The following is a 19,150-nucleotide window of genomic DNA, read 5'->3' as shown; positions in this document are numbered from 1 at the left end:
AATGAAGAAATTCATGGAAAGCGCGGCGGCGGTCGGCAGAAAATATGCCCAGGCCTTTGCCGCTATTGCATTGGTATCGATGGTATCTGGTTGCCAGACCATGGATACGGCCAAGACCAGCTCGATCGGCGGCAACAAGCCCGCAGTGAACGCGCTCGGCAACAAGATCCATTACGTCAAGAAGAAGCAACTCTATCGGGTCCATCGCCAGCCGCTGACGCAGATGACCAGCGTGACGCGTGTGAGGGAAGAAGCCTATGCCGCCTTCGTGCGGCCGCAGCGCATCCGCACGCCGGCGCCGACCAGGGTTTCCTACAGCTTGGGCAGCGCGGGCCCGCTGCTTGGCCATTCGCCCTGGATTTGCGGCCCGAGCGGCTTTGGCCAGCGCTCGGCTTGCCGGGCGCGTTGAACCAACATCTGCGCTCGGCTTGCCGGGCGCGTTGAACCAACATCTGCGCTCGGCCTGCCGCGCGCTGAACCGTCGCCGGGGGGGCGAGAGCCGGGGGCGAGAGGATTGCGCCGGACCGCGCGCTACCTCTTGCCCTCCGGCCGCCATTCCTGCCGGTACCAGTCGACGAATTTCGCCAGCCCTTCCTCGATCGACACTTTCGGCTTGAAGCCGAAGTCGCGCTCCAGCGCGCTGGTGTCGGCATAGGTCTTCTCGACCTCGCCGGGCTGCATGGGCAGGTTGTCGCGGATCGCCTTGACGCCGAGCAGCTTTTCCAGCGTCTCGATAAAGCGGCCGAGATGCACCGGCTGGCTGTTGCCGATGTTGTAGATCAGATGCCTGGGGCCGTCGGCTGGCGGCGGCCGATCGAGCACCGCAAGCACGCCGTCGACGATGTCGTCGACATAGGTGAAATCGCGCCACATCTCGCCATGGTTGAAGACGCGGATCGGCTTGCCGGCCAGCATCGCCTCGGTGAAGATCCAGGCGGCCATGTCCGGGCGCCCCCAGGGACCATAAACGGTGAAGAAGCGCAGGCCGGTCTGCGGCAGGCCGTAGAGATGCGAATAGGTCGAGCTGATCAGCTCGTCGGCCTTCTTGGTCGCCGCGTAGATCGACACCGGATTGTCGACGCGGTCGGTTTCCGCGAACGGCACCTTGGTGTTGCCGCCATAGACCGAGCTCGACGAGGCATAGACGAGATGCTTGATCTCGGGCGACGCGCGGCACAGCTCCAGCACCTCCAGATGACCGGCGATGTTGGCGTGGATATAAGCGCGCGGATTTTCGAGCGAGTAGCGCACGCCCGCCTGGGCGCCGAGATGAGCGATGCCGCTCACCTTTTGGCCCTTCAGCTTCGCTGCCAGCGCGCCGGGCTCGGCGATGTCGAGCTGATGGAACGAAAATCGCTTGTTGCCGGAAAGCCTGGCGAGCCGCGCCGCCTTCAGCGCCGGATCGTAATAGGCGTTCATGCTGTCGACGCCGACAACGTCGTCGCCGCGCGCGAGCAGGCGCTGGCAGACATGGCTGCCGATGAAGCCTGCGGCTCCGGTCACCAGGATGGTCATGCGCGGACCTCGAGCGAAAACAGGGCGTTCTGGATCATTTCCGGCGTGACCTGGTCTTGTTGCCCGGCGGCGGGCTCGGTAAGTGCCAGCCATCGCCTTCGCCATGCGCGGGCTGCGGCCGTGCCACATAGGCGAGGGAGACATTTGCCTCGAGATAGACGCGCGACAGCATCTCTGCGAGCACGCCCGACGTCACCATCTGCAGGCCGGCGATCACCAGGAAGAAGCCGGTGAACAGCATCGGGCGCGTTCCGATGTCCTGTCCGAAAAACACCTTCAGGCTGAACAGATAGGTGAGCACCAGCGAGCCCAGCACGCCGAGCACGATGCCGATGCCGCCGAAGAAATGGCCGGGCCTCGTGCGATAGCGCATGAAGAAGAACATGAAGACGAGGTCGAGCACCACGCGGAAGGTGCGGGAGATGCCGTATTTGGACTGGCCGTGGATGCGGGCGTGGTGCGTCACCACTTCCTGGGCGATGCGGCGCGGCGTCGTCACCGTCGCCAGCCAGGCCGGGATGAAGCGGTGCATTTCGCCGTATAGCCGGACGCTGCGGATGACGCTGCCGCGGAAGACTTTCAGGCTACAGCCATAGTCCTTCAGCTTGACGCCGGTGACACGCGCGATCAGCGAGTTGGCGATGCGTGACGGCAGCCGGCGCATCCAGAAACCTTCCTGGCGGTTCTTGCGCCAGCCGGCGACGAGGTCGAGGTCCTCGGTCAGCAGGCGATAGACCATACGCGGAATGTCGAACGGATCGTTCTGCAGGTCGCCGTCGAGCGTCGCGATGACGTCGCCGCGGGCGGCATCGAGGCCGGCCTGCATGGCCGCGGTCTGCTTGAAGTTGCGCACCAGCTCCACGCCATGCACATGCGGACCATATTCGGCCGCGAGCCTGCGGATTTCGTTCGGCGTGGCGTCGGTGCTGCCGTCGTCCACAAGCACGACTTCCCAGGGCTGGCTGTAGTTCTCCATCGCCTGGTGGATGCGCACAACCAGCGGCTCGACATTGTCGGCCTCGTTGTACATCGGAATGACGATGGACAGCTTGTGCTCGGGCATGACGGCGCCGGCGGGCAGTCCCGTTTGGGGGATGGGAAGCAGATCCATGGCGGTCATTTCCTTGCGGGCCCCGCGGCCGGGGTCTCCGGCAGCTTCGATTTCGAGGGAAACAGCCAGGCGATCGCACCGGTGGCGACGGCCGAGCAGAGGATGAAGAGATGAAGCGCCAGCGCCGCCTGCAGGCCGTCCTTCACGGCGATGCCGGAATAGAGCAGCGCCGCGGCGGCGCCCGCCTCATAGGTGCCGAAACCGGCGACGCCCTGCACCGGCAGGATCGCGGCGGCTTCCGCGCCGACAGCGCCGGGAAAGGCGGTCTGGAAGGTGGTGCCGAGCAGCATGGCGAGCAGCCATCCTTGCACGGCAAGCTTCAGCGTCCAGTTGGCGACCGTCCACCACCAGCCGTAGCGGGAGCGCCCGGTCGCCTCGGTGAAGATGTCGCGCAGCTTGCCGAGCTTCGAAACGATCTTGCCGCGTCCGGCCCAGTCGTGCGGCGCGCGCGCCCAGCGCGGCAGATACCAGGCGACGGCAATCAGCGCCGCGATGCCCGCGGCCCTGAGCGCCGGATGCAGGCCCGGCCACACCAGGCAGGCAAGCACGCCGACGACGAAGGCGTCCTGCAGCCTGAACCACAAAAGCGAAGCGCTGGCGCGCACGATCGAAATGCCGAACACTTGGCGCAAAAGCAGCGGGAAGGCGGTCTCGCCGCCGCGGAACGGCACCACGTTGATCATGGCGTTGTGGATCAGGATGACGCGCAGGCAGGCGCCGAAGCGGCCGTTCACCTCGTCGCGGAACTCGTCGCAGACGCGCAGCGCGCGCAGCACATAGGTGACGAACAGAGCCAGGGTCACCGCCGCGAAGGCGCCCGGCCTGATGCTGGCGAAGGCGTCGCCCACCATCTTCCAGCGCGAGTCGCTGGCAAGCCATGCCAGCAGCGCCAGGGTGACGATTATCGAGAATGCTTTTTTCAACCAGTTCTCCGCCGGCTTCCGTTGCCGCGTCAGCGGCTGCGGCGCAACGTTCATCGGTACGCGGCCGTCCGCCGACAGCCGTTTGCCGCCGAAAGGCCATGGCCCGGCCTCAACAGGCGCCGCTCCCTCACGGGCGGGTGATCCTATAGACCAGCAGCTTGTCCGAATCCACAAGCTTGGTTGCGGTCTTGTTGAGGTAGTCGACCACCCCGTCATGATGTTCTACGAACAGACGGTCCCGTTTGTCGGCGGCGTTCTTGGCGGTGCCGAAATAATCCGCGCCTTGGGTGCGCAGATCCTCGAGCTGGGCGATCGCGGTGGCGTCGTCCTCGGCGAATTTCGACCATTCGACATCGCCGCCGCCGGGCGGGAATACCCAGCCGCGGACCCGGCTGTAGTAGATCGCGACGGGGTCACCGGCCTCCGGCGCGATGGCCACGACAAGCTCGCCGGGCTGGACGAGGCGCGCCAGCTCCTCGCCGAGCAGCTTGCCGTTCATGGCGATCGGCGCCTTCATCGTCTTGAGCAGAGGAACGGTCGACAGCGCCAGGGCCAGCGCCGCGATGAAGGCCGAGCGCAACATGACGGCGGGGGTGAGTGCTGTTCCGGTGCCGAGCGTCGCCAGCACCAGCGCGCCGCGGCCGCAGAACATCGCCAGCGGCACATTGAAGATGTGGTAGTTCCATGGATTGCTGGTGATCTCGCGCGCCGCGGCGACATAGACGACCGCTGCCGCCGCAAGCCATACATACGGAATGGCCGAAAGGGCTCGCTCGCTGGTCTCGGCAGGTTTTGGCGGCATCCAGAATCCGACGGCGATCAGCGCCATGAACGGATAGCCGTAGAACCACCAGACCGACGTGTTCCAGACGGATTTCAGGTAAAAACTGTTCTTGAAGAATGTCGAGAAGCCGGAATCCCAGATATAGCCGCTGCCCGCCACATGATACGGCGGGTAGGAGCGGCCGAGATAGATCGCCCAGCTGAAATAGGCGGCGATGATGACGAGGCTCAGCAGCCCGGCCGCGAACACCCCGGCCGCGTGCCTTCTTTTCCCGGCAACGATCCAGCAAACCATCAGGTAGAAGATGACCGCGCCGGCGGCGAGTCCGGGCGGCTTCGCGAGCGCGCCCAGCGTGAAGCTGAGCGTCGCCAGCGGCAGCAGCCATGCCTTCCCGCCGGCCCAGTATTTCGCGAACAGCCACACGCCAAGCGTCACCAGTGCCAGCATCGAGGGGTCGGGCAGGAACGAGCTGTCGATCATCGCCGGGCCGGGCATCAGCGCATAGGCGAGCGCCGCCGCGTGGGCATGCGCCTCGTCCCAGCAGAGCGCGGTCAACCGATGCAGGGAAAATACCGTCACCATGCCGAACGCTGCCGCGATCATCCGGCCGAACCAGTCGTGCCAGCCGAAGAGCTGATAGAGCAGGGCGGTGAGATAGCTGACGATCTGGAATTCCCGCCCCTGATAGCTCGGCCCGGGGCCGGTCCAGCTCACTTCGGGAAAGAAGATGTTCCAGCTGCGCTGCTGGAAATTGTCGGCCATCATGGCAGTGCTTGTCTCGCGCCAGCTGAAAGCGTCGACAAGCGGCTGGGTGATGTTGTGAAACCGGACGATTGCCGCCACCAGCAGGATGGCCAGCAAGATCAGAGTATTGAAATCGATACGGATGCGAGCCCCGGCCCGCCGGCCGGGCAACGCCACGCCCTGGACGTCGGCCGTTTCCGTGTTGCCCGTCATCTGGAGCCGCCCCATCCCACCCAAGCTAGCGTAGTATGATCGCAAAACACCATCAGAGTATCACAAGATTGTAATACCCGTGGTTAAATAACAGCTTGTAGCGATGCTTAGACTTGGACTCGGTTGACATGGCGCCTCGCGCGGCTGTTAATGGTTTCAAGGGCGCTGATCGCGCCGCCCCGGGCTGACGGGCCCGGGCTTGCGACGAAACGCGAAAAGCCCTGAAGAAAATCTTCCAAACCATGGTTACTCGACCCGACCGTGACAGGGTCGAGGTGGGGGCTATCGACATGCGCTTGCTCATCGACACGACAGGACAAACTGCTTTTCCATCTAAACCGGGCATGAGCGTCCGCCGGCTTGCGGCGCGCGGCTGGCTGGTGCCGCTCCTCATTGCCTGCGGCCAGCTCGCGTTTGCAGGCGCCGCCGATGCCGCCGCCGCGAAAAACAGCGCGGCTGTCGAGGCCGCTGCCAAGCCCGAAGCCGCGCCGACGGCGTTCGAGCTGCAGCTTCTCTATGCCGACCGCACCTGGAACTGGAAGAACGGCGCCGCCTATTTCGGACTGGACAGGCGCCTGCAGGCCTGGACGGCCGGACAGGACAAGCCCGCCGTCGCCGAGGGGCGGTGGCTGGTGACCGACACCGGCAAGATGTGCATGGAGCTTGCCTGGAGGTCCAAGACCTACACCACCAAGCCGCACCGCACCTGCTACAGCCACCGCATCGAGAGCGGCAACATCGAGCAGCGCAAGGATCCTGACGGCGAGTGGTACGATTTCAAGCACGCCAAGGATGATCCCGCCGACGAGCATAAGAAATTCGAGGCCGGCAACACCAAGGGCACGCAGTTCGACGAGACCCGCAAGCTGGTCGACAGCAAGAGCTAGGCTGGACGGGCTTGGGCAATTCCGGACGGAAAGCCCTGTGACGTTTCTCTGCCTAGAGACAGATAGCTGGAGCGGGTCAGCCATTCCGTTGAAAGCTGAACCGCTCCAGCAGTCCCCCGCCCGAAATGAAGAGGCTCGCTGAGACAAGCCCTCAACCCAGCTCAGCGAGCCCGCGCCCCGACACAGTACTCACAGGGACGACTGCCAGCCTTGCGGGCTGGCGTTTTTTCGTTGCGCCCGCGCCGTGCGGCGCGCGTTTCGCGCGCGAAACGGCGGCGGACCCATTGAAAGCTTTTGGCGCCGGGATCGGAGCAAGCCCGAAAAAGGGCGCTGCCGTCCTGACGATGGTGTCGATGTCGGAATTCTCCGCTATGAAGCCCAGTCGCTCGCGCGCCAGGCTGGGATCGGCAAAAAGCCCAGCCGGGTCGCCGGGCCGGCGCGGCTTGTAGGCAACCGGCACCGGGCGCGACGTGATGCGCCCGACCGCCTCGAGGATTTCCTTGATCGAGATGCCTTTGCCGGTGCCGAGATTGACGGACAGGCTGTCGCCGCCGGCCTCGAGATGCATCAGCGCCTTGAGATGCGCGCGGGCAAGGTCGCTGACATGGATGTAGTCGCGAACGCAGGTGCCGTCCGCCGTTTCGTAGTCGGTGCCGAAGACCTCTATCGCCTCGATCATGCCGGACGCCGCCATCAGCACACGCGGAATGAGATGGGTTTCGGGCGTATGCCACTCGCCAAGCTCGCCTTCGGGATCGGCGCCACAGGCGTTGAAGTAGCGGAGGATCGCATATTTCATGCCATAGGCTGCGGCATAGTCCCTGATGATCTCTTCGCCCATCAGCTTGCTGCGGCCATAGGGGCTGATCGGCCTCTGCGGCGAAGTCTCGCTGACCGGCAGCGCCTCCGGCACGCCGTAGGTTGCGCAGCTCGAGGAAAAGATCACCTTGTCGATGCCGTTTGTCCGCGCGGCATCCAGCACCGCGATCGTGCCGCCGACATTGGTCGCGTAATAGTCCGCCGGCTCGCTGACCGACTCGCCGACATAGGCAAGGGCGGCGAAATGGATGACCGCCAGCGGCTTGTAGGTGTCGATCGCCCGCTGCAATGCTTCGCGGTCGCGGATGTCGCCGACGGCCAGCGGACCCCAGGCGACGGCCTTCTGGTTGCCGCGGCTCAAATTGTCGTAGACCACGGGCAGGTAGCCCGCCGCCGCGAGCAGCTTGCAAGTATGGCTGCCGATGAAGCCGGCGCCACCCGTCACCAGAACGGGGCGGCGGGTCGTCATGCCGTTGCCTCCCTGACAGAGGACGCCTGGACGGCTTGCGGGACGACGAACCGGCGGCAGCCCAGCAACGCGTCGAAATAGGCCGTGGTATGGGCGAGCCCTTCGCTCAGCGCAACCTTCGGTTCCCAGCCGAGATGCTGCCTGGCAAAGGAGATATCGGGCCTGCGCTGCCTGGGGTCATCGACCGGTAGCGGCCGGTGCACGATGCGCGAGCGTGAATTCGTATAGTCGATGACCAGTTCGGCCAGTTCCATGATGGTGAACTCGACGGGGTTGCCGAGATTGACCGGGTGCTGCGGCACCGCCGCGGCGTTCATCAGCCGCACGAAGCCTTCGATCAGGTCATTGACGAAGCAGAAGGAGCGCGTCTGCGTGCCGCTGCCATAAACGGTGATGTCGTCGCCGCGCAGTGCCTGGACGATGAAGTTCGACACCACGCGGCCGTCGTCGGGCTGCATGCGCGGACCATAGGTGTTGAAGATGCGCGCGACGCGGACATCGATGCCGTATGTCCGCGAGTAATCGAAGAACAGCGTCTCGGCCGAGCGCTTGCCCTCGTCGTAGCACGAGCGCGGGCCGTGCGTGTTGACGTTGCCGAAGTAGCCTTCCGGCTGCGGATGCACCAGCGGATCGCCATAGACCTCCGAGGTCGAGGCCTGGAAGATCTCGGCGTTATGGCGCCTGGCGAGCTCCAGAAGATTGATGGAGCCGAACACGCTCGTCTTGAAGGTGTGGATCGGATCGGCCTGGTAGTGAGGCGGAGAGGCGGGGCAGGCGAGGTTGTAGATCTCGTCGACAGTGAAGTCCGCCGGCAGGTCGTCGATGATGTCGTGCTTGATGCAGGTGAACGAGGCATCGTGGGCTATACTGGCGAGATTGTATCTCTTGCCGGTGTGGAAATTGTCCAGCGCGATAACTTCATAGCCGTCGGCGAGCAGCCTTTCGCACAAATGCGAGCCCAGGAAACCCGCTCCGCCGGCGACCAGAGCGCGACCACGATCGAAACCCCTGCGACCTGGTCCGCCTTTCAGCTTCAAGACCTTGGCAACCTTACTCATGGCTCCCTCACGCACACACACTATCGCTCCGGCCAGGACAACAGCGTTGCCCGACCAGGTGAAACCATGGCGGCGTTCCGCATGCGCGGAACCGCCATCGACCGAAGTGTTTGTCTGAGTTCGCGGAGCTCTTGCCGTGCGGCTTATTTGCTGCCGCTCAGCGTCCCTTCGCCCCTAAGTCGCGATCCACGAATATGGTTGCCACCACCGCGGACTGCTCGCCCAAATTGCACACCCAACGCATATAAAAATATACCTGTGGACAGCGTAGTCAACTAAATTAGCGTTTCGTTAACCTTGCTTGTTTGTGAGCGGTTAATCATAACTGGTACGGATTGGATGAGTCGGTAGCAGAAAGTATCGCGGCCATGCTGCTCGTGTGTCGGCAAAAGCTTACTGTGCCAGCCTAGCTCACCGGAGCTTGCGCGCGAAAAAGCCTGCCGTGCGGCCAAGAATATTGAAAGAGATGCACGAAAATAGGATTACACGCCGGCGCTCGGCGCGTTTGTCTTTATTGTGACAGCGGATCGGATATTAGATATTTTGTGCTGAAAGCGGTACCGGGCCTCTGGCGAAGCAATGGGACTGCTGTCCGAAGCCGCTCGGGCTGCAGATATGCGCGGCATTTCCAAAATAGGGATTGACGCTCACGCTGGTAATCGAGGCAGGAACTGTTCTTGTCTGCGCAACTCGACTTGGTTTCAAGTTGACCAAGGCGGCGCTGCCGCTCTGCGACGCGCTGAATGCGGTCGGTTGTCCGAAATTGAAATATTGGCAGCCAGAAACCGCTAGAACTGTGCTGAAAATCAAGGAACTATAAAAAATTTTGCTTGGAACGAAAAAAAATTTTCCAGGTGATTGCGCGTTTTGTTTATCGTGAGCCATGAGTATCAAAAATCCTCTTAGGCGTATGGGGCCCCCTGTACCCGAATCATTGGCTAGCAACCCACCCCGTGCACATTATGGCAAACTTGGTTAATTTAGCGATAGCTGTTTGACGTGTGGCTGGATCTTAATTGCTCGGCCGGAGTGCCGAAGGGGCGCGGGTGGGCCCTTCACATCCGCCGGTTGTCAGGACGAATGGCTGAAGATTGTCGCGCTCGCGATAAACGCATGGCCTGCGAAGCAGCAGGCCATGCGTTTGCTTTCAGGCATATGCGGCGGCGGAGTTCACTCCCCGCCCATCTCTTTCTTGAACTGGGCGAGATCGACCTGCATGCCGTTGAATATGGTGCTCCAGTGGCGGGTTAAGGCGGCCATGGCGACGGCCTCCTGGATCTCCTCGTCGGTGGCGCCGGCGCGTTTGGCGTTCTCGGTGTCCGACCAGATGCAGTAGCTGCAGGGGATTTGCGCTGCGACAGCGAGCGAGATCAGCGACTTCACCTTAGGCGACAGCGCCGTCTTGTCGCTGAGCTCGATGGCCTTGACCTCCGCCCACGCGCCGGGCAGACCGGCTTTCGGGAACTGTTTCAGGAAGCCGGGCACGCCGCCCATGGTCGATTGGATGTCCTTGACGGCGGCGTCGTAGTCGTCGGCTCTGGCCGGCACTGCGGTCAAGGTCGCGGTGAGCGCGATAGCGGCGAGCAGCGATGCGGAACGTAGGCAGGAATGCACATTTGCGAGGATGCGAATGACTGACACGATGTTCTCCTCTGGTTTTTGCTAGCCTTACGATGTAAGGTGGAGTGGAAAATGAACCTTACAGTGTAAGTTGTCAAGCGGCGCCAATGGACTCACCAAGCAAAAAAATACGAACCCGCGGAAAACTGTCCCGCGAGATGATTGAGGACGCCGCCTTCGAGGTGATCGAAAGGGAAGGGCTATCCGGCTTTTCGATGCGCAAGCTAGCCGCCGCGCTCGGCTGCGAGGCGATGAGCATCTACCATCACTTCCCCTCGCAGGCGCATCTCTTCGAGGCGCTGGTCGACCGCCAGATGAGCGGGCTCGTGATCCCCGACAACAGTCTGCCCTGGCGCGACCGTGCGCGCATCGGCATGCAGGAGTTCCGGCGTGTGGCGACCGAGCATCCGGCATTCGCGCCGTTCATCGTGGTCTACCGGATGAACTCGCCGCCCTGCCTTGCCAAGCTGAATGCCATCATCGGCCTGTTCGAGGATGGCGGTTTCGGGCCCGAGCTCAGCGCCCGCCTGTTCCGCGCCGCCGGTTACTATCTGATGGGCGCGATCCTCGATGAGACCGCTGGCTACGCCAAAGGCCCGTCGGCGGTCACCACGGTCAGCGACGAGGAAGTTGCGCGCGACTATCCCAGCGTCATGGCCGCCGGCGCCTATTTTGGCGCAGCCGGCTTCGACAAAACCTTCGAGCTTGGCCTGGAGATGCTTCTGGACGAGATGGAGCGGGTTCGCGAAGTTGCCCGAAGCGAATCCGCGCAAGGTAGCGGCGATCGCGGCCGGATGAAGAAATAACCAGGACTTTCGATGCGCTTCCTCTCGGTTCTTGTTCTCATCGCCGGTGCCGCCATCGGCGTCTTCTACCCTTGGGCGATGAGCAACTTCTCCGGCCACGCGATCGGCACATACCGCGTTTATGAGGGCGGCCGCTTCCGGCCGGCCACTATTCAGCTCGCGGCCAGCGATGCGCCTGTCCGTGTGCTGGTCGACCTCACCGCGCGGGCCGAGCGCGTCGCCTCGCAGCAGCGCACGGTGCTGACGCTGACCGCGGCAAGCGGCGGCCGCACCGCGCTCGCCTCGACGCTGTCCTTCAACCACACCGACAACCCGCGCCAGGTGAGCCCGCAACTGCCCGACAAGATGTTTCGCGACGAGGCGGGCGTGATCGAGAAGGTCACGCCGGGACCTTACGTCTTCACCGTCGGTCCGGGCGATGCCGACGGCATCGACATGCGCGCCGTCGATCTGGTCTTGCGCGCCGGAACCGGTTCGATCGACGAACGGGCGCGGCCGGCCGGCTATGCGCTGATGGGCATCGGCCTGGTCGGGCTGGTGCTCTCGCTGGTCTTCGGGCGTGATGGCAAGCCGCCGCAGAATCCCAACTCGCAGCCGCCTCCGCCGCGCTGGGGCCGCGGCGGTTCGCAAAGGTGAGGGCGGCATGAATTATCGCCACGCCTATCACGCCGGCAATTTCGCCGACGTCGTCAAGCACGCCGTGCTCAGCCGACTGGTCGACTATCTCAAGCAGAAGGACAAGGCCTTCCGCGTCATCGATACCCACGCCGGTATCGGCCGCTACGATCTCGCCTCGGTCGAGGCCGGCAAGACCGGAGAATGGCAGGGCGGCGTCGGCCGGCTGTTCGAGGCCACGCTCGAGCCGAAGGCGGCGACGCTCCTTGAGCCCTATCTGCAAGCGGTGCGTGCCGAAAATCCCGACGGCAGCCTTCGCTGCTATCCCGGCTCGCCGCTGATCGTGCGCCACCTCCTGCGCAAGCAGGACCGACTCACGGCGATCGAATTGCATCCCGAGGACGCGGCTCGGCTAAAAGCCGTCTTCGCCGGCGATTTCCAGACGCGGGTGATCGAGCTCGACGGCTGGCTGGCGCTTGGTGCCCATCTGCCGCCGAAGGAAAAGCGCGGCCTGGTGCTCGTCGACCCGCCCTTCGAGGAAGAAGGCGAGTTCCCGCGTCTCGTCGAGAACCTGCTCCGGGCGCACCGGCGTTGGCCGGGTGGCATCTACGCGCTCTGGTACCCGATCAAGGACCGCAAGGCGGTCGCCGCCTTCCGCGCGGCGCTGCAGGAGACGGGCATTCCAAAACTGCTCGACATCGGCTTCGAGATCCGGCCGGCCTCGAACGAACCCAGCCTCGACGGCAGTGGCCTGGTGGTGGTCAATCCCCCCTATGCGCTCGAGGGCGAATTGCGGATCATGCTCCCGGCTCTGCACCGGCTGCTCGCGGTGGAGCAGCCGTCGCGTTGGACGACTGATTGGCTGGCTGGCGAGTAGAGCGCCCGCGTTCTCTTACGCCAGCGCGGACGGCGTCACACCGGTCAACCGCCGGCTCTCGCGGATCAGATGCGCCTGGTCGGCATAGCCGGCCTCGACGGCGAGCAGGGCGGTCGAGGCCTCTCCCGTTTTGTCGCGCAGGCGCCGGAAGCGATGGAAGCGCAGGATGCGGTCGAGCGTTTTCGGGCCGTAGCCGAAAGCGTCCTCGAAGCGGCGCCGCAGCGTCCGTTCGCTCAAATGCAGGTGGCGTTGCAGGAACGGAACCAGCGGCGTTTCCGGCGGCAAGCCCCCATCGATGACGTCGAAGGCTCTGCCCATCAGCGGGTCGAGCGCATCGCGCCCTTCCGTACGCATGCCGATCGCCTCTTCCAATTGCCGCACCATGGCGGCGAGGTCCGGCGCGGCCTTGATACGGTCTGACAACTCACGGGAGCGCGTGCCCCAGAGTTCGCGGAGGTCGAGCCGCCCGCCGACGATCTCGCCGGCCGGCACGCCGAGCCAGCCGGCGGCGGCTCCCGGCCGGAAGCGGAAGCCGACGATCACCGACCCGGCCAGCGGTCGCTCGATCTGCGGTTCCTTGTCCGGCCCGGCGATGCGGAACCGGCCGTCGATCCACTGCAGGTCGATGGTCGCGTCCGGCGTGATGACGATCGGCGGAACGTCCTCATCCTGCATGCGATGGACCCAGACGGCGGAAAAGGCGCTGGTCAGGCCCGCGGCGGCGGGCCGTTCCCGAAAGAAGCCGGTGGACTGGGCCAATACCGCTTCCATGTCTTCTCCGATCTGGTCCGGCATTCCCCGGCGGATCGACACACTGGTCGTTTTGGGGGCCATTTTGGCCGAAATCTTCAATGCCGGCCGCTTCATCCATGGCAAAACGAGTGCAACGTCACGGCGCTTCAGGCGCTTCCATCAGACCGCATTCGTTCCCCGGACGTGGTCACGAATATAGAAAGGAGTGAGAGAAATGAAAGCTCGCATCACCGTCTTCACCCTTGGCGTCGACGATCTCGAAGCATCGCTCAAATTCTATCGCGACGGTCTCGGCCTGCCGACCGAAGGCATCATCGGCCGCGAGTTCGAGCATGGCGCCGTCGCCTTCTTCGAGCTCGCCGGCGGTTTGAAGTTCGCCATCTTCGAACGCTCGAGCATCGCCCACGACGCCACGGTGCCGCAGAGCGGGCGCAGCCCGACCGAATTCACCATCGGCCACAATGTGGCGAGCGAAGCCGAGGTCGACGCGGCGATGGCTGAGGCCGTCAAGGCCGGCGCGCGCGTGGTCAAGCCGGCGCAAAAAACCTTCTGGGGCGGCTATGCCGGCTATTTCCAGGACCCGGACGATCACCTCTGGGAGGTCGTCTACAACCCCGCTTTTGTCCCCAAGGATTGAGCAAAAGCTCACAGGAGGGCGACATGCCCATTGATGCCATCCAGGCGATAGGCACGCTTCTCATCGGCGGCGTGTTCGTCTTCGCCGGCATTGAGCACTTCCTGAAATTCAACGCGATGCGCGACTATCTGGCGAGCCGGAAATTCCCGGCTCCCGCGCCTATGCTGGCCGCCGGCTCGGCGCTCGAGATCGTCGCCGGCCTGATGCTGGCGCTCGGCTTCGCGGTGCCTTTCGCCGCCGGCGCGCTCGTCGTCTTCACGCTGGCGGCGAACGTCATGCTGCTGCGCTTCTGGGCCTCCGAGGAGCCGGAGCGGCAGGTGCTGCGCAATGCCTTCCTGATCAACCTGGCCGTCATCGGCGGACTTCTGGTGTCTGGAACGGTCTGACAACCAGGCGGCATCTGCAGCGATCTTTTGGGAAACCATTGTCCTCACAACCGCTTGACCGCCGCCGGGCGAATCCGCACAGTGCGCGCAACCGACCTCGAGAGGCTGTCATGACTCGCTTCGCTCATTCCGCCCTTGCCGCGCTGATTTCGCTTCTGACGCCGCTTGGCACGTCGTTTGGTTTCAGCCAGGCAGCGCACGCCGCCGACCTTTCGGTCTATACCGAGGATGACGGCAGCGTCTGCGGCGAAAGCTGGGTGCTGAGCAAGATCACGGACCGCTTCACCTACCAGGTGCATCACGTTCCGCACCTTCCCGATGTCGCGATCACCGATTTTCACAACATCCACCAGCACCGCTACCTGCCGGCGAGCGACGAATGGCCGATCGGCCGCCGCTATTGCGGCGCCACCGTCAGCCTGTCGGATGGCCGCGACCGCACCATCTGGTACCTGATTGAGGAAGGCCAGGGCTTTGCCTCGATCGGTGACAATGTCGAGTTCTGCGTCTCGGGCTTCGACCGCTGGATGGTCTATAACGGCCGCTGCCGCGTGCTGCGGTAAAGCCCACTAGTTACTAGTCGCTGAGGTCGGCGCTCCACGGCGCCCCCCTCTGTCCTGTCGGACATCTCCCCCACAAGGGGGAGATTGGCAGCTTTGCCGCCTTGCTCATTTCTGCAGCGTTGGAGATTGGCGAAAGCCGACACGACATCCGATCTCCCCCCTTGTGGGGGAGATGTCCGGCAGGACAGAGGGGGGCGCTGTCCCTCCAGCCTATCGTCCTTTACCTGCTCTTGATATCCTCCCGGACGCCGCACGCATCGGCCCGGCCGAGCAGCAGGGCGCGTTCCCTCTCATTGCCTGTCAGTTCGGCGGCGCGACGGAATTCGGCGCGCGCTTCCTCTGTTCGTCCGAGCTTTTCCAAGAGATCGCCGCGCACCGTGGGCAATAGATGCGAGTCCTTGAGCCGCGGCTCGTCTTGCAGCGTGACGGCGATCGCAAGGCCCTGGGCCGCTCCGAACGCCATGCCGACCGCCACCGCGCGGTTGACTTCGACGATGGGCGAAGGCGCCGCAAGTGCAAGCGCCTGGTAATAGGCGGCGATGGCGATCCAGTCGGTGTCGGCGGCGCGCAGCGCGCGGGCATGGCAGGCGGCGATCATCGCCTGCAGCAGATAGGGGCCCGGCGTCGGCGTGAGCGCCATCGCTCGATTGAGGCCTTCAAGACCGTGTCGGATCGCCGACCAGTCCCAGCGGCTGCGGTCCTGGTCGAGCAAAAGGATCGGATTGCCCGCTCTGTCGGTGCGGGCGGCAAAGCGCGAGGCGTTGAACTCCATCAAGGCGACCAGCCCGAGCGCCTCCGGCTCTTCCGGCATCAACGCCGCCAGCGATCGGCCGAGGCGCAACGCCTCGCCGCAGAGATCGGCTCGCAGCCAGTCCGAGCCCGCCGAGGCCACATAGCCTTCGTTGAAGATCAGGTAGACCACCTCCAGTACGGCGGCGAGACGCTCGCGCCGGTCTTCTCCGCGCGGTGTCTCGAACGCAATGCCGGCATCGCGCAGCGCCCGCTTGGCGCGCACGATGCGCTGGGCGACGGTGGTCTCGGGCACCAGGAAGGCGCGGGCGATCTCCGGCGTCGACAGCCCGCCCAACATCCGCAGGGCGAGCGCCGCCCGCTGCTCGGCCGGCAGCACCGGATGGCAGGCGGTGAAGATCAGCCGCAACAGGTCGTCGTCGATGTCCTCGTCGAGCGCCGCCTCGATGTCGGGCATCTCGCGCTCCAGCTCGGCGAGGTCGATCGCGAGCTCGCGGTGCTTGCCGTCGAGCATCACGGTGCGGCGCAGCCGGTCGAGCGCCCGGTTGGTGGCGACCCGCGTCAGCCAGGCGGCCGGGTTGCGCGGGATGCCGTCCCGGGGCCAGCGCTCCAGCGCTTGCAGGAAGGCATCCTGCACGACCTCCTCGGCCAGCCCGACATCGCGCAGATAGCGGGTTAGCCTGGCGGCGAGCTTCGGCTGCTCGATCCGCCAGACCGCTTCGACGGTTGCGGTCAACCTTTCAGCCCGCTGAAGCCTTCGGCCGCCTTCTGCACGTCCTCGGGAAAATCGCTCATCTCCAGGACGCGGCGGACCTCGATGACGTCATTGTCTCCAGCAGGGCAGCGGCGGGCCCATTCGATAGCCTCCTCGCGCGAGCGCACGTCGATCACCCAGTAGCCGCCAAGCACTTCCTTGACCTCCGCGAAGGGACCGTCGGTGACGGTCGGCTTGCCGCCCTTGAAGGAGACCCGCGCGCCCACCGACGGTGGATGCAGCCCGTCGAGCGCCAGCAGCACGCCGGCCCGCTTCAGCTCCTCATTGTATTTCATCATCTCCTCCACCGCCTTGGCATCTGGCCTTACGTCGGGCGCCGCGGTTGCATAGCCGCCGGGGATCATCAGCATCATGAAGCGCATGGATGTCTTCCTTTCGGTTGGGTTGCTTCGATCCTATGACGAACGAGGCCGGGCGGAATCGACGGCGGCGCGAAAAATTAAGGCGCCGACGCTAAGCGCGCTTCTGTCTGGTTTGCTCCTCAGTCCGCACGCCTGCCAATTGCCAAGGGCAGGATCGCCCGACCTCTCGCTGCCACGCAGGTAAGTTCGGCCCTTTCAGAAGCCCGACCGTATCCGTGGCAACTGGGGCCCGCTCTTCGCCCGGTCGCGAATATTGTGAGCCTGCCGGCTATCGCGGCAAGGCAAATCGGCTAATCTGATCGCCCGAGAGCACAAATCACTTTCGGGGGTTTTCATGGATTTTGCGACCATACTTGCCTTCGCGGCAACCTTCTTCGTGTTCGCGGCCAGCCCAGGGCCCGACAATATGACGATCGTCGCCCGCACGATCTCCAACGGCCCCGCATCGGGCATCGCCTACGGGATCGGCACGGTGTTCGGCATCCTCATCTTCCTGATCCTCGCGGCCTTCGGCCTGTCTATTGTCGCCGCCAAAATGACGATCCTCATGACGGCGCTTCGCTATGCCGGCGCAGCCTACCTGATCTGGATGGGCATCAGGCTATGGAGTGCCGCGCCCGTCGTGCCGGAACTGAAGCCCGTATCCGAGCGGCGCGGGTTGCTTGCGATTTTCGCTACGGGGGTCGCGCTCAATCTGGGCAATCCGAAGATGCCGCTGTTCTACCTGGCTTTGCTGCCGAATGTCGTCGGCGCCTCGCTCGACGCTGGTCGCGTCGGCGTGCTGATGGCCGTGATCGTGGCTGTCGAGGTCGTGGTGATCGGCGGTCACGTCGTGTTGGCCGGCCGCGCCCGCAGACTGCTGCGCACACCGAAGATCGTACGCCGGGTGAACCGCGCGGCGGGCGGCGTGATGATCGGCGCCGGCGTCGCGGTCGTCGCCGTCCGCTGACGCCGGCGATCCCGCCTTGACCAAATTCTGAGCTATCGTCGGCGCGATTTGCCTCGGCTATCAGCCGTGACGGCGTCGGCTGCGGGATCGCGCCATCATCAAGTCCGCGCGCCCTGGCCGGAAAGATAGGCGCAGATCAGCTCGCCGAGCTGCTTCTGCAGCTCCGGCGCATCGAGCATGTTGCGGCGCGCCGCATTGTGGATCACGCCCTCGACGGCGGAGGAGAGCACGCGCGCCATCGTCGCGGTATCTTTCCTGCGCCGGCGGTATTGCGCCACGGCCGCCGCATAGTGCTCGAGGTAGCGGGCCTGGAACGAGGCATGCGCGGCGCGCGAACCGCGGTCACCCGGCGCCTCGTCGAGCAGCACCTGATGCAGCGTCGGATGGATGCTGTGCGCGGCGATCATGCCGCGCACCAGCTCGCGCGCGAACTGCCTGAGCGGCTTCTCTTCGGCCGCGGCTTCGCGGATGACCGACAGCACATGGTCGAAGTGGCGACGCCGGATCGCATCGACCAGAGCGAGCTTGTCGGGAAAGTACTGATAGAGCGAGCCGATGCTCACGCCCGCGGCCTCGGCGACCTTGTTGGTGCTGAAGCCCGCCCAGCCGATCTCGCTCAGAACGCGAGCACCTGCTTCAATGATCGCCTCGACGGTGGCGACCGAGCGCGCCTGGCGCGGCTCCTTGCGCATGCGCTGAGCTGGCTTTGCAATGCGAGTAGACATCCTGCCAGGTCTCCCGAGAATATAAGCAAGATACTCACATTTATCTCGACTGCAAACGGAGCCCAAAGATGAGTGCCGCGACGCTGCTGCGCAGCCTGCTCGCCTACCAGGCCTGGGCCAATGGCGAGCTCTTGGAAAAACTCGCCGGTCTCGAGCCGCGTCGCAATGGAGTGGAACGCCGCGCCGCGTTGAGGCTGATGAACCATATCCATGTCGTGTCGGGGATCTTTGCCGCGCATCTCACCGGCGTCGCCCACGGCTATGCGAGCGACAACACTGAGCAAACACCGGAGCCCGTGGAACTGCGCGCCGTCATGGCGGAAAGCGACCGCTGGTATCTCGACTATCTCGAAACCGTTTCGGAGCAGCAGCTTGCGGAACCCGTTGCCTTCGCCTTCACCGACGGCGACAAGGGCTGCATGACCAGGCAGGAGATGCTGACCCATGTCGTCCTGCACGGCAGCTATCATCGCGGTGAGATCGGCCGCATGCTGGCCTCTATCGCGGTCTCGCCGCCCTGGGACACCTATGCCGTCCATCTGCACCGGGCTGAGCCGTCGCGTCGCCTGCACGGCGAGCCAGAGCCGCTCGATGCCTGATGGTGGTTACAAGAATGCGAGCAATAAGCTCATTTTCGAGCCGACAAAATTTGTCGCGGCTCTGGCTCGGTTCTGTTGCAACCTGACCTGTAGATCTTTGTGCTGGACAAGATGAAGCCGTCCTCGCGCAGCTTCTTCTACATTATGAGCAATGCGCTCACATTCAGCTCTCTGCCCGGCGCGAACATGTCTGGATAATCGTGAGATAGA

The 19,150-nt window shown here is 64.2% G+C and carries 22 protein-coding genes; 10 read left to right on the top strand and 12 right to left on the bottom strand.

Annotation, left to right across the window (positions count from 1 at the left end; translation table 11 throughout):
* The first annotated feature begins 1 nt into the window (after nucleotide 1).
* Nucleotides 2–409: a hypothetical protein gene (locus AC4FWB_RS03505; protein WP_491024380.1), complete on the top strand. Its 408-nt coding sequence runs from the start codon at nucleotides 2–4 to the stop codon at nucleotides 407–409.
* A gap of 122 nt (nucleotides 410–531) precedes the next feature.
* Here the strand turns inward: AC4FWB_RS03505 and AC4FWB_RS03500 are convergent, their stop codons facing one another.
* The 4 genes from AC4FWB_RS03500 to AC4FWB_RS03485 all read right to left on the bottom strand — a co-directional run bounded on the left by AC4FWB_RS03500 (nucleotide 532) and on the right by AC4FWB_RS03485 (nucleotide 5,290).
* Nucleotides 532–1,515, bottom strand: coding sequence for an NAD-dependent epimerase/dehydratase family protein (locus AC4FWB_RS03500; RefSeq protein ID WP_491024379.1), 984 nt, complete (start codon nucleotides 1,513–1,515; stop codon nucleotides 532–534).
* Between the two features lie 34 nt (nucleotides 1,516–1,549).
* Nucleotides 1,550–2,626 carry a glycosyltransferase family 2 protein gene (locus tag AC4FWB_RS03495; RefSeq protein WP_491024378.1) on the bottom strand — a complete coding sequence of 359 codons (1,077 nt, stop codon included), beginning with the start codon at nucleotides 2,624–2,626 and terminating at the stop codon, nucleotides 1,550–1,552.
* A gap of 5 nt (nucleotides 2,627–2,631) precedes the next feature.
* Nucleotides 2,632–3,549, bottom strand: a complete 918-nt coding sequence (locus AC4FWB_RS03490; RefSeq protein ID WP_491024377.1) for a lysylphosphatidylglycerol synthase transmembrane domain-containing protein — start codon at nucleotides 3,547–3,549, stop codon at nucleotides 2,632–2,634.
* A 127-nt stretch (nucleotides 3,550–3,676) separates the two neighbouring features.
* Nucleotides 3,677–5,290, bottom strand: coding sequence for an ArnT family glycosyltransferase (locus tag AC4FWB_RS03485; RefSeq protein ID WP_491024376.1), 1,614 nt, complete (start codon nucleotides 5,288–5,290; stop codon nucleotides 3,677–3,679).
* 344 nt (nucleotides 5,291–5,634) lie between these two features.
* Here AC4FWB_RS03485 and AC4FWB_RS03480 point away from each other — a divergent pair, with 344 nt between their 5' ends.
* On the top strand, nucleotides 5,635–6,177 hold the full coding sequence (locus AC4FWB_RS03480) for a DUF995 domain-containing protein (RefSeq protein WP_491024375.1): 543 nt from the start codon (nucleotides 5,635–5,637) through the stop codon (nucleotides 6,175–6,177).
* 151 nt (nucleotides 6,178–6,328) lie between these two features.
* On the opposite strand, the gene galE is transcribed toward AC4FWB_RS03480, so the two are convergent.
* The 4 genes from galE to AC4FWB_RS03460 form a co-directional block, all read right to left on the bottom strand.
* Nucleotides 6,329–7,465 carry a UDP-glucose 4-epimerase GalE gene (gene galE, locus AC4FWB_RS03475; protein ID WP_491024374.1) on the bottom strand — a complete coding sequence of 379 codons (1,137 nt, stop codon included), beginning with the start codon at nucleotides 7,463–7,465 and terminating at the stop codon, nucleotides 6,329–6,331.
* Nucleotides 7,462–8,523, bottom strand: a complete 1,062-nt coding sequence (locus AC4FWB_RS03470; RefSeq protein WP_491024373.1) for a UDP-glucuronic acid decarboxylase family protein — start codon at nucleotides 8,521–8,523, stop codon at nucleotides 7,462–7,464. Before AC4FWB_RS03470 ends, galE begins: the two co-directional genes overlap by 4 nt.
* A 534-nt stretch (nucleotides 8,524–9,057) precedes the next feature.
* A complete protein-coding gene (locus AC4FWB_RS03465; RefSeq protein WP_491024372.1) occupies nucleotides 9,058–9,408 on the bottom strand; it encodes a hypothetical protein in 351 nt (116 codons plus the stop codon).
* Nucleotides 9,409–9,693: 285 nt separating this feature from the next.
* Nucleotides 9,694–10,164, bottom strand: a complete 471-nt coding sequence (locus AC4FWB_RS03460; protein WP_491024371.1) for a carboxymuconolactone decarboxylase family protein — start codon at nucleotides 10,162–10,164, stop codon at nucleotides 9,694–9,696.
* A 137-nt stretch (nucleotides 10,165–10,301) separates the two neighbouring features.
* Between AC4FWB_RS03460 and AC4FWB_RS03455 the strand changes: the two genes are divergently transcribed.
* The 3 genes from AC4FWB_RS03455 to AC4FWB_RS03445 are packed head-to-tail and all read left to right on the top strand — an operon-like array spanning nucleotide 10,302 to nucleotide 12,441.
* Entirely contained in the window at nucleotides 10,302–10,949 is a 648-nt protein-coding gene (locus AC4FWB_RS03455; protein WP_491024370.1) for a TetR/AcrR family transcriptional regulator, read from the top strand.
* Nucleotides 10,950–10,961: 12 nt separating this feature from the next.
* Nucleotides 10,962–11,585 (top strand): hypothetical protein, encoded by a 624-nt coding sequence (locus AC4FWB_RS03450; RefSeq protein ID WP_491024369.1) that lies wholly within the window; start codon nucleotides 10,962–10,964, stop codon nucleotides 11,583–11,585.
* 7 nt (nucleotides 11,586–11,592) lie between these two features.
* Nucleotides 11,593–12,441 carry a 23S rRNA (adenine(2030)-N(6))-methyltransferase RlmJ gene (locus tag AC4FWB_RS03445; RefSeq protein ID WP_491024368.1) on the top strand — a complete coding sequence of 283 codons (849 nt, stop codon included), beginning with the start codon at nucleotides 11,593–11,595 and terminating at the stop codon, nucleotides 12,439–12,441.
* Between the two features lie 15 nt (nucleotides 12,442–12,456).
* Here AC4FWB_RS03445 and AC4FWB_RS03440 read toward each other — a convergent pair whose 3' ends face one another.
* Nucleotides 12,457–13,212: an AraC family transcriptional regulator gene (locus tag AC4FWB_RS03440; protein ID WP_491024367.1), complete on the bottom strand. Its 756-nt coding sequence runs from the start codon at nucleotides 13,210–13,212 to the stop codon at nucleotides 12,457–12,459.
* A 196-nt stretch (nucleotides 13,213–13,408) separates the two neighbouring features.
* On the opposite strand from AC4FWB_RS03440, the gene AC4FWB_RS03435 reads away from it, so the two are divergent.
* The 3 genes from AC4FWB_RS03435 (at nucleotide 13,409) to AC4FWB_RS03425 (ending at nucleotide 14,780) form a co-directional block, all read left to right on the top strand.
* Nucleotides 13,409–13,831, top strand: coding sequence for a VOC family protein (locus AC4FWB_RS03435; RefSeq protein ID WP_491024366.1), 423 nt, complete (start codon nucleotides 13,409–13,411; stop codon nucleotides 13,829–13,831).
* Between the two features lie 23 nt (nucleotides 13,832–13,854).
* Nucleotides 13,855–14,217 (top strand): DoxX family protein, encoded by a 363-nt coding sequence (locus AC4FWB_RS03430; protein ID WP_491024365.1) that lies wholly within the window; start codon nucleotides 13,855–13,857, stop codon nucleotides 14,215–14,217.
* Nucleotides 14,218–14,327: 110 nt separating this feature from the next.
* On the top strand, nucleotides 14,328–14,780 hold the full coding sequence (locus tag AC4FWB_RS03425) for a hypothetical protein (RefSeq protein ID WP_491024364.1): 453 nt from the start codon (nucleotides 14,328–14,330) through the stop codon (nucleotides 14,778–14,780).
* A gap of 220 nt (nucleotides 14,781–15,000) precedes the next feature.
* Here AC4FWB_RS03425 and AC4FWB_RS03420 read toward each other — a convergent pair whose 3' ends face one another.
* Both AC4FWB_RS03420 and AC4FWB_RS03415 read right to left on the bottom strand, forming a co-directional pair.
* Complete coding sequence (locus AC4FWB_RS03420; protein ID WP_491024363.1) at nucleotides 15,001–16,266, bottom strand: RNA polymerase sigma factor; 1,266 nt, start codon at nucleotides 16,264–16,266, stop codon at nucleotides 15,001–15,003.
* Nucleotides 16,263–16,667: a YciI family protein gene (locus tag AC4FWB_RS03415; protein ID WP_491024362.1), complete on the bottom strand. Its 405-nt coding sequence runs from the start codon at nucleotides 16,665–16,667 to the stop codon at nucleotides 16,263–16,265. Before AC4FWB_RS03415 ends, AC4FWB_RS03420 begins: the two co-directional genes overlap by 4 nt.
* Nucleotides 16,668–17,001: 334 nt before the next feature.
* On the opposite strand from AC4FWB_RS03415, the gene AC4FWB_RS03410 reads away from it, so the two are divergent.
* Nucleotides 17,002–17,616: a LysE family translocator gene (locus AC4FWB_RS03410; protein ID WP_491024361.1), complete on the top strand. Its 615-nt coding sequence runs from the start codon at nucleotides 17,002–17,004 to the stop codon at nucleotides 17,614–17,616.
* Nucleotides 17,617–17,714: 98 nt separating this feature from the next.
* Here the strand turns inward: AC4FWB_RS03410 and AC4FWB_RS03405 are convergent, their stop codons facing one another.
* Nucleotides 17,715–18,308, bottom strand: a complete 594-nt coding sequence (locus tag AC4FWB_RS03405; RefSeq protein ID WP_491024833.1) for a TetR/AcrR family transcriptional regulator — start codon at nucleotides 18,306–18,308, stop codon at nucleotides 17,715–17,717.
* A 101-nt stretch (nucleotides 18,309–18,409) separates the two neighbouring features.
* Between AC4FWB_RS03405 and AC4FWB_RS03400 the strand changes: the two genes are divergently transcribed.
* Nucleotides 18,410–18,940 (top strand): DinB family protein, encoded by a 531-nt coding sequence (locus AC4FWB_RS03400; protein WP_491024360.1) that lies wholly within the window; start codon nucleotides 18,410–18,412, stop codon nucleotides 18,938–18,940.
* Nucleotides 18,941–19,150 lie beyond the last annotated feature (210 nt).

The organism is Mesorhizobium sp. LEGMi-168a, from assembly GCF_058312955.1.
The sequence above is the reverse complement of the archived record's forward strand: the minus strand, read 5'-3'. Positions and strand labels throughout refer to the sequence as shown.

Coding starts and splice junctions, on each gene's coding strand:
- AC4FWB_RS03505 (WP_491024380.1), top strand. CDS start 2: ATGAAGAAATTCATGGAAAGCGCGGCGGCGGTCGGCAGAAAATATGCC.
- AC4FWB_RS03500 (WP_491024379.1), bottom strand. CDS start 1,515: ATGACCATCCTGGTGACCGGAGCCGCAGGCTTCATCGGCAGCCATGTC.
- AC4FWB_RS03495 (WP_491024378.1), bottom strand. CDS start 2,626: ATGGATCTGCTTCCCATCCCCCAAACGGGACTGCCCGCCGGCGCCGTC.
- AC4FWB_RS03485 (WP_491024376.1), bottom strand. CDS start 5,290: ATGACGGGCAACACGGAAACGGCCGACGTCCAGGGCGTGGCGTTGCCC.
- AC4FWB_RS03480 (WP_491024375.1), top strand. CDS start 5,635: ATGAGCGTCCGCCGGCTTGCGGCGCGCGGCTGGCTGGTGCCGCTCCTC.
- galE (WP_491024374.1), bottom strand. CDS start 7,465: ATGACGACCCGCCGCCCCGTTCTGGTGACGGGTGGCGCCGGCTTCATC.
- AC4FWB_RS03470 (WP_491024373.1), bottom strand. CDS start 8,523: ATGAGTAAGGTTGCCAAGGTCTTGAAGCTGAAAGGCGGACCAGGTCGC.
- AC4FWB_RS03465 (WP_491024372.1), bottom strand. CDS start 9,408: ATGGCTCACGATAAACAAAACGCGCAATCACCTGGAAAATTTTTTTTC.
- AC4FWB_RS03455 (WP_491024370.1), top strand. CDS start 10,302: ATGATTGAGGACGCCGCCTTCGAGGTGATCGAAAGGGAAGGGCTATCC.
- AC4FWB_RS03450 (WP_491024369.1), top strand. CDS start 10,962: ATGCGCTTCCTCTCGGTTCTTGTTCTCATCGCCGGTGCCGCCATCGGC.
- AC4FWB_RS03445 (WP_491024368.1), top strand. CDS start 11,593: ATGAATTATCGCCACGCCTATCACGCCGGCAATTTCGCCGACGTCGTC.
- AC4FWB_RS03440 (WP_491024367.1), bottom strand. CDS start 13,212: ATGGAAGCGGTATTGGCCCAGTCCACCGGCTTCTTTCGGGAACGGCCC.
- AC4FWB_RS03435 (WP_491024366.1), top strand. CDS start 13,409: ATGAAAGCTCGCATCACCGTCTTCACCCTTGGCGTCGACGATCTCGAA.
- AC4FWB_RS03430 (WP_491024365.1), top strand. CDS start 13,855: ATGCCCATTGATGCCATCCAGGCGATAGGCACGCTTCTCATCGGCGGC.
- AC4FWB_RS03425 (WP_491024364.1), top strand. CDS start 14,328: ATGACTCGCTTCGCTCATTCCGCCCTTGCCGCGCTGATTTCGCTTCTG.
- AC4FWB_RS03415 (WP_491024362.1), bottom strand. CDS start 16,667: ATGCGCTTCATGATGCTGATGATCCCCGGCGGCTATGCAACCGCGGCG.
- AC4FWB_RS03410 (WP_491024361.1), top strand. CDS start 17,002: ATGGATTTTGCGACCATACTTGCCTTCGCGGCAACCTTCTTCGTGTTC.
- AC4FWB_RS03405 (WP_491024833.1), bottom strand. CDS start 18,308: ATGCGCAAGGAGCCGCGCCAGGCGCGCTCGGTCGCCACCGTCGAGGCG.
- AC4FWB_RS03400 (WP_491024360.1), top strand. CDS start 18,410: ATGAGTGCCGCGACGCTGCTGCGCAGCCTGCTCGCCTACCAGGCCTGG.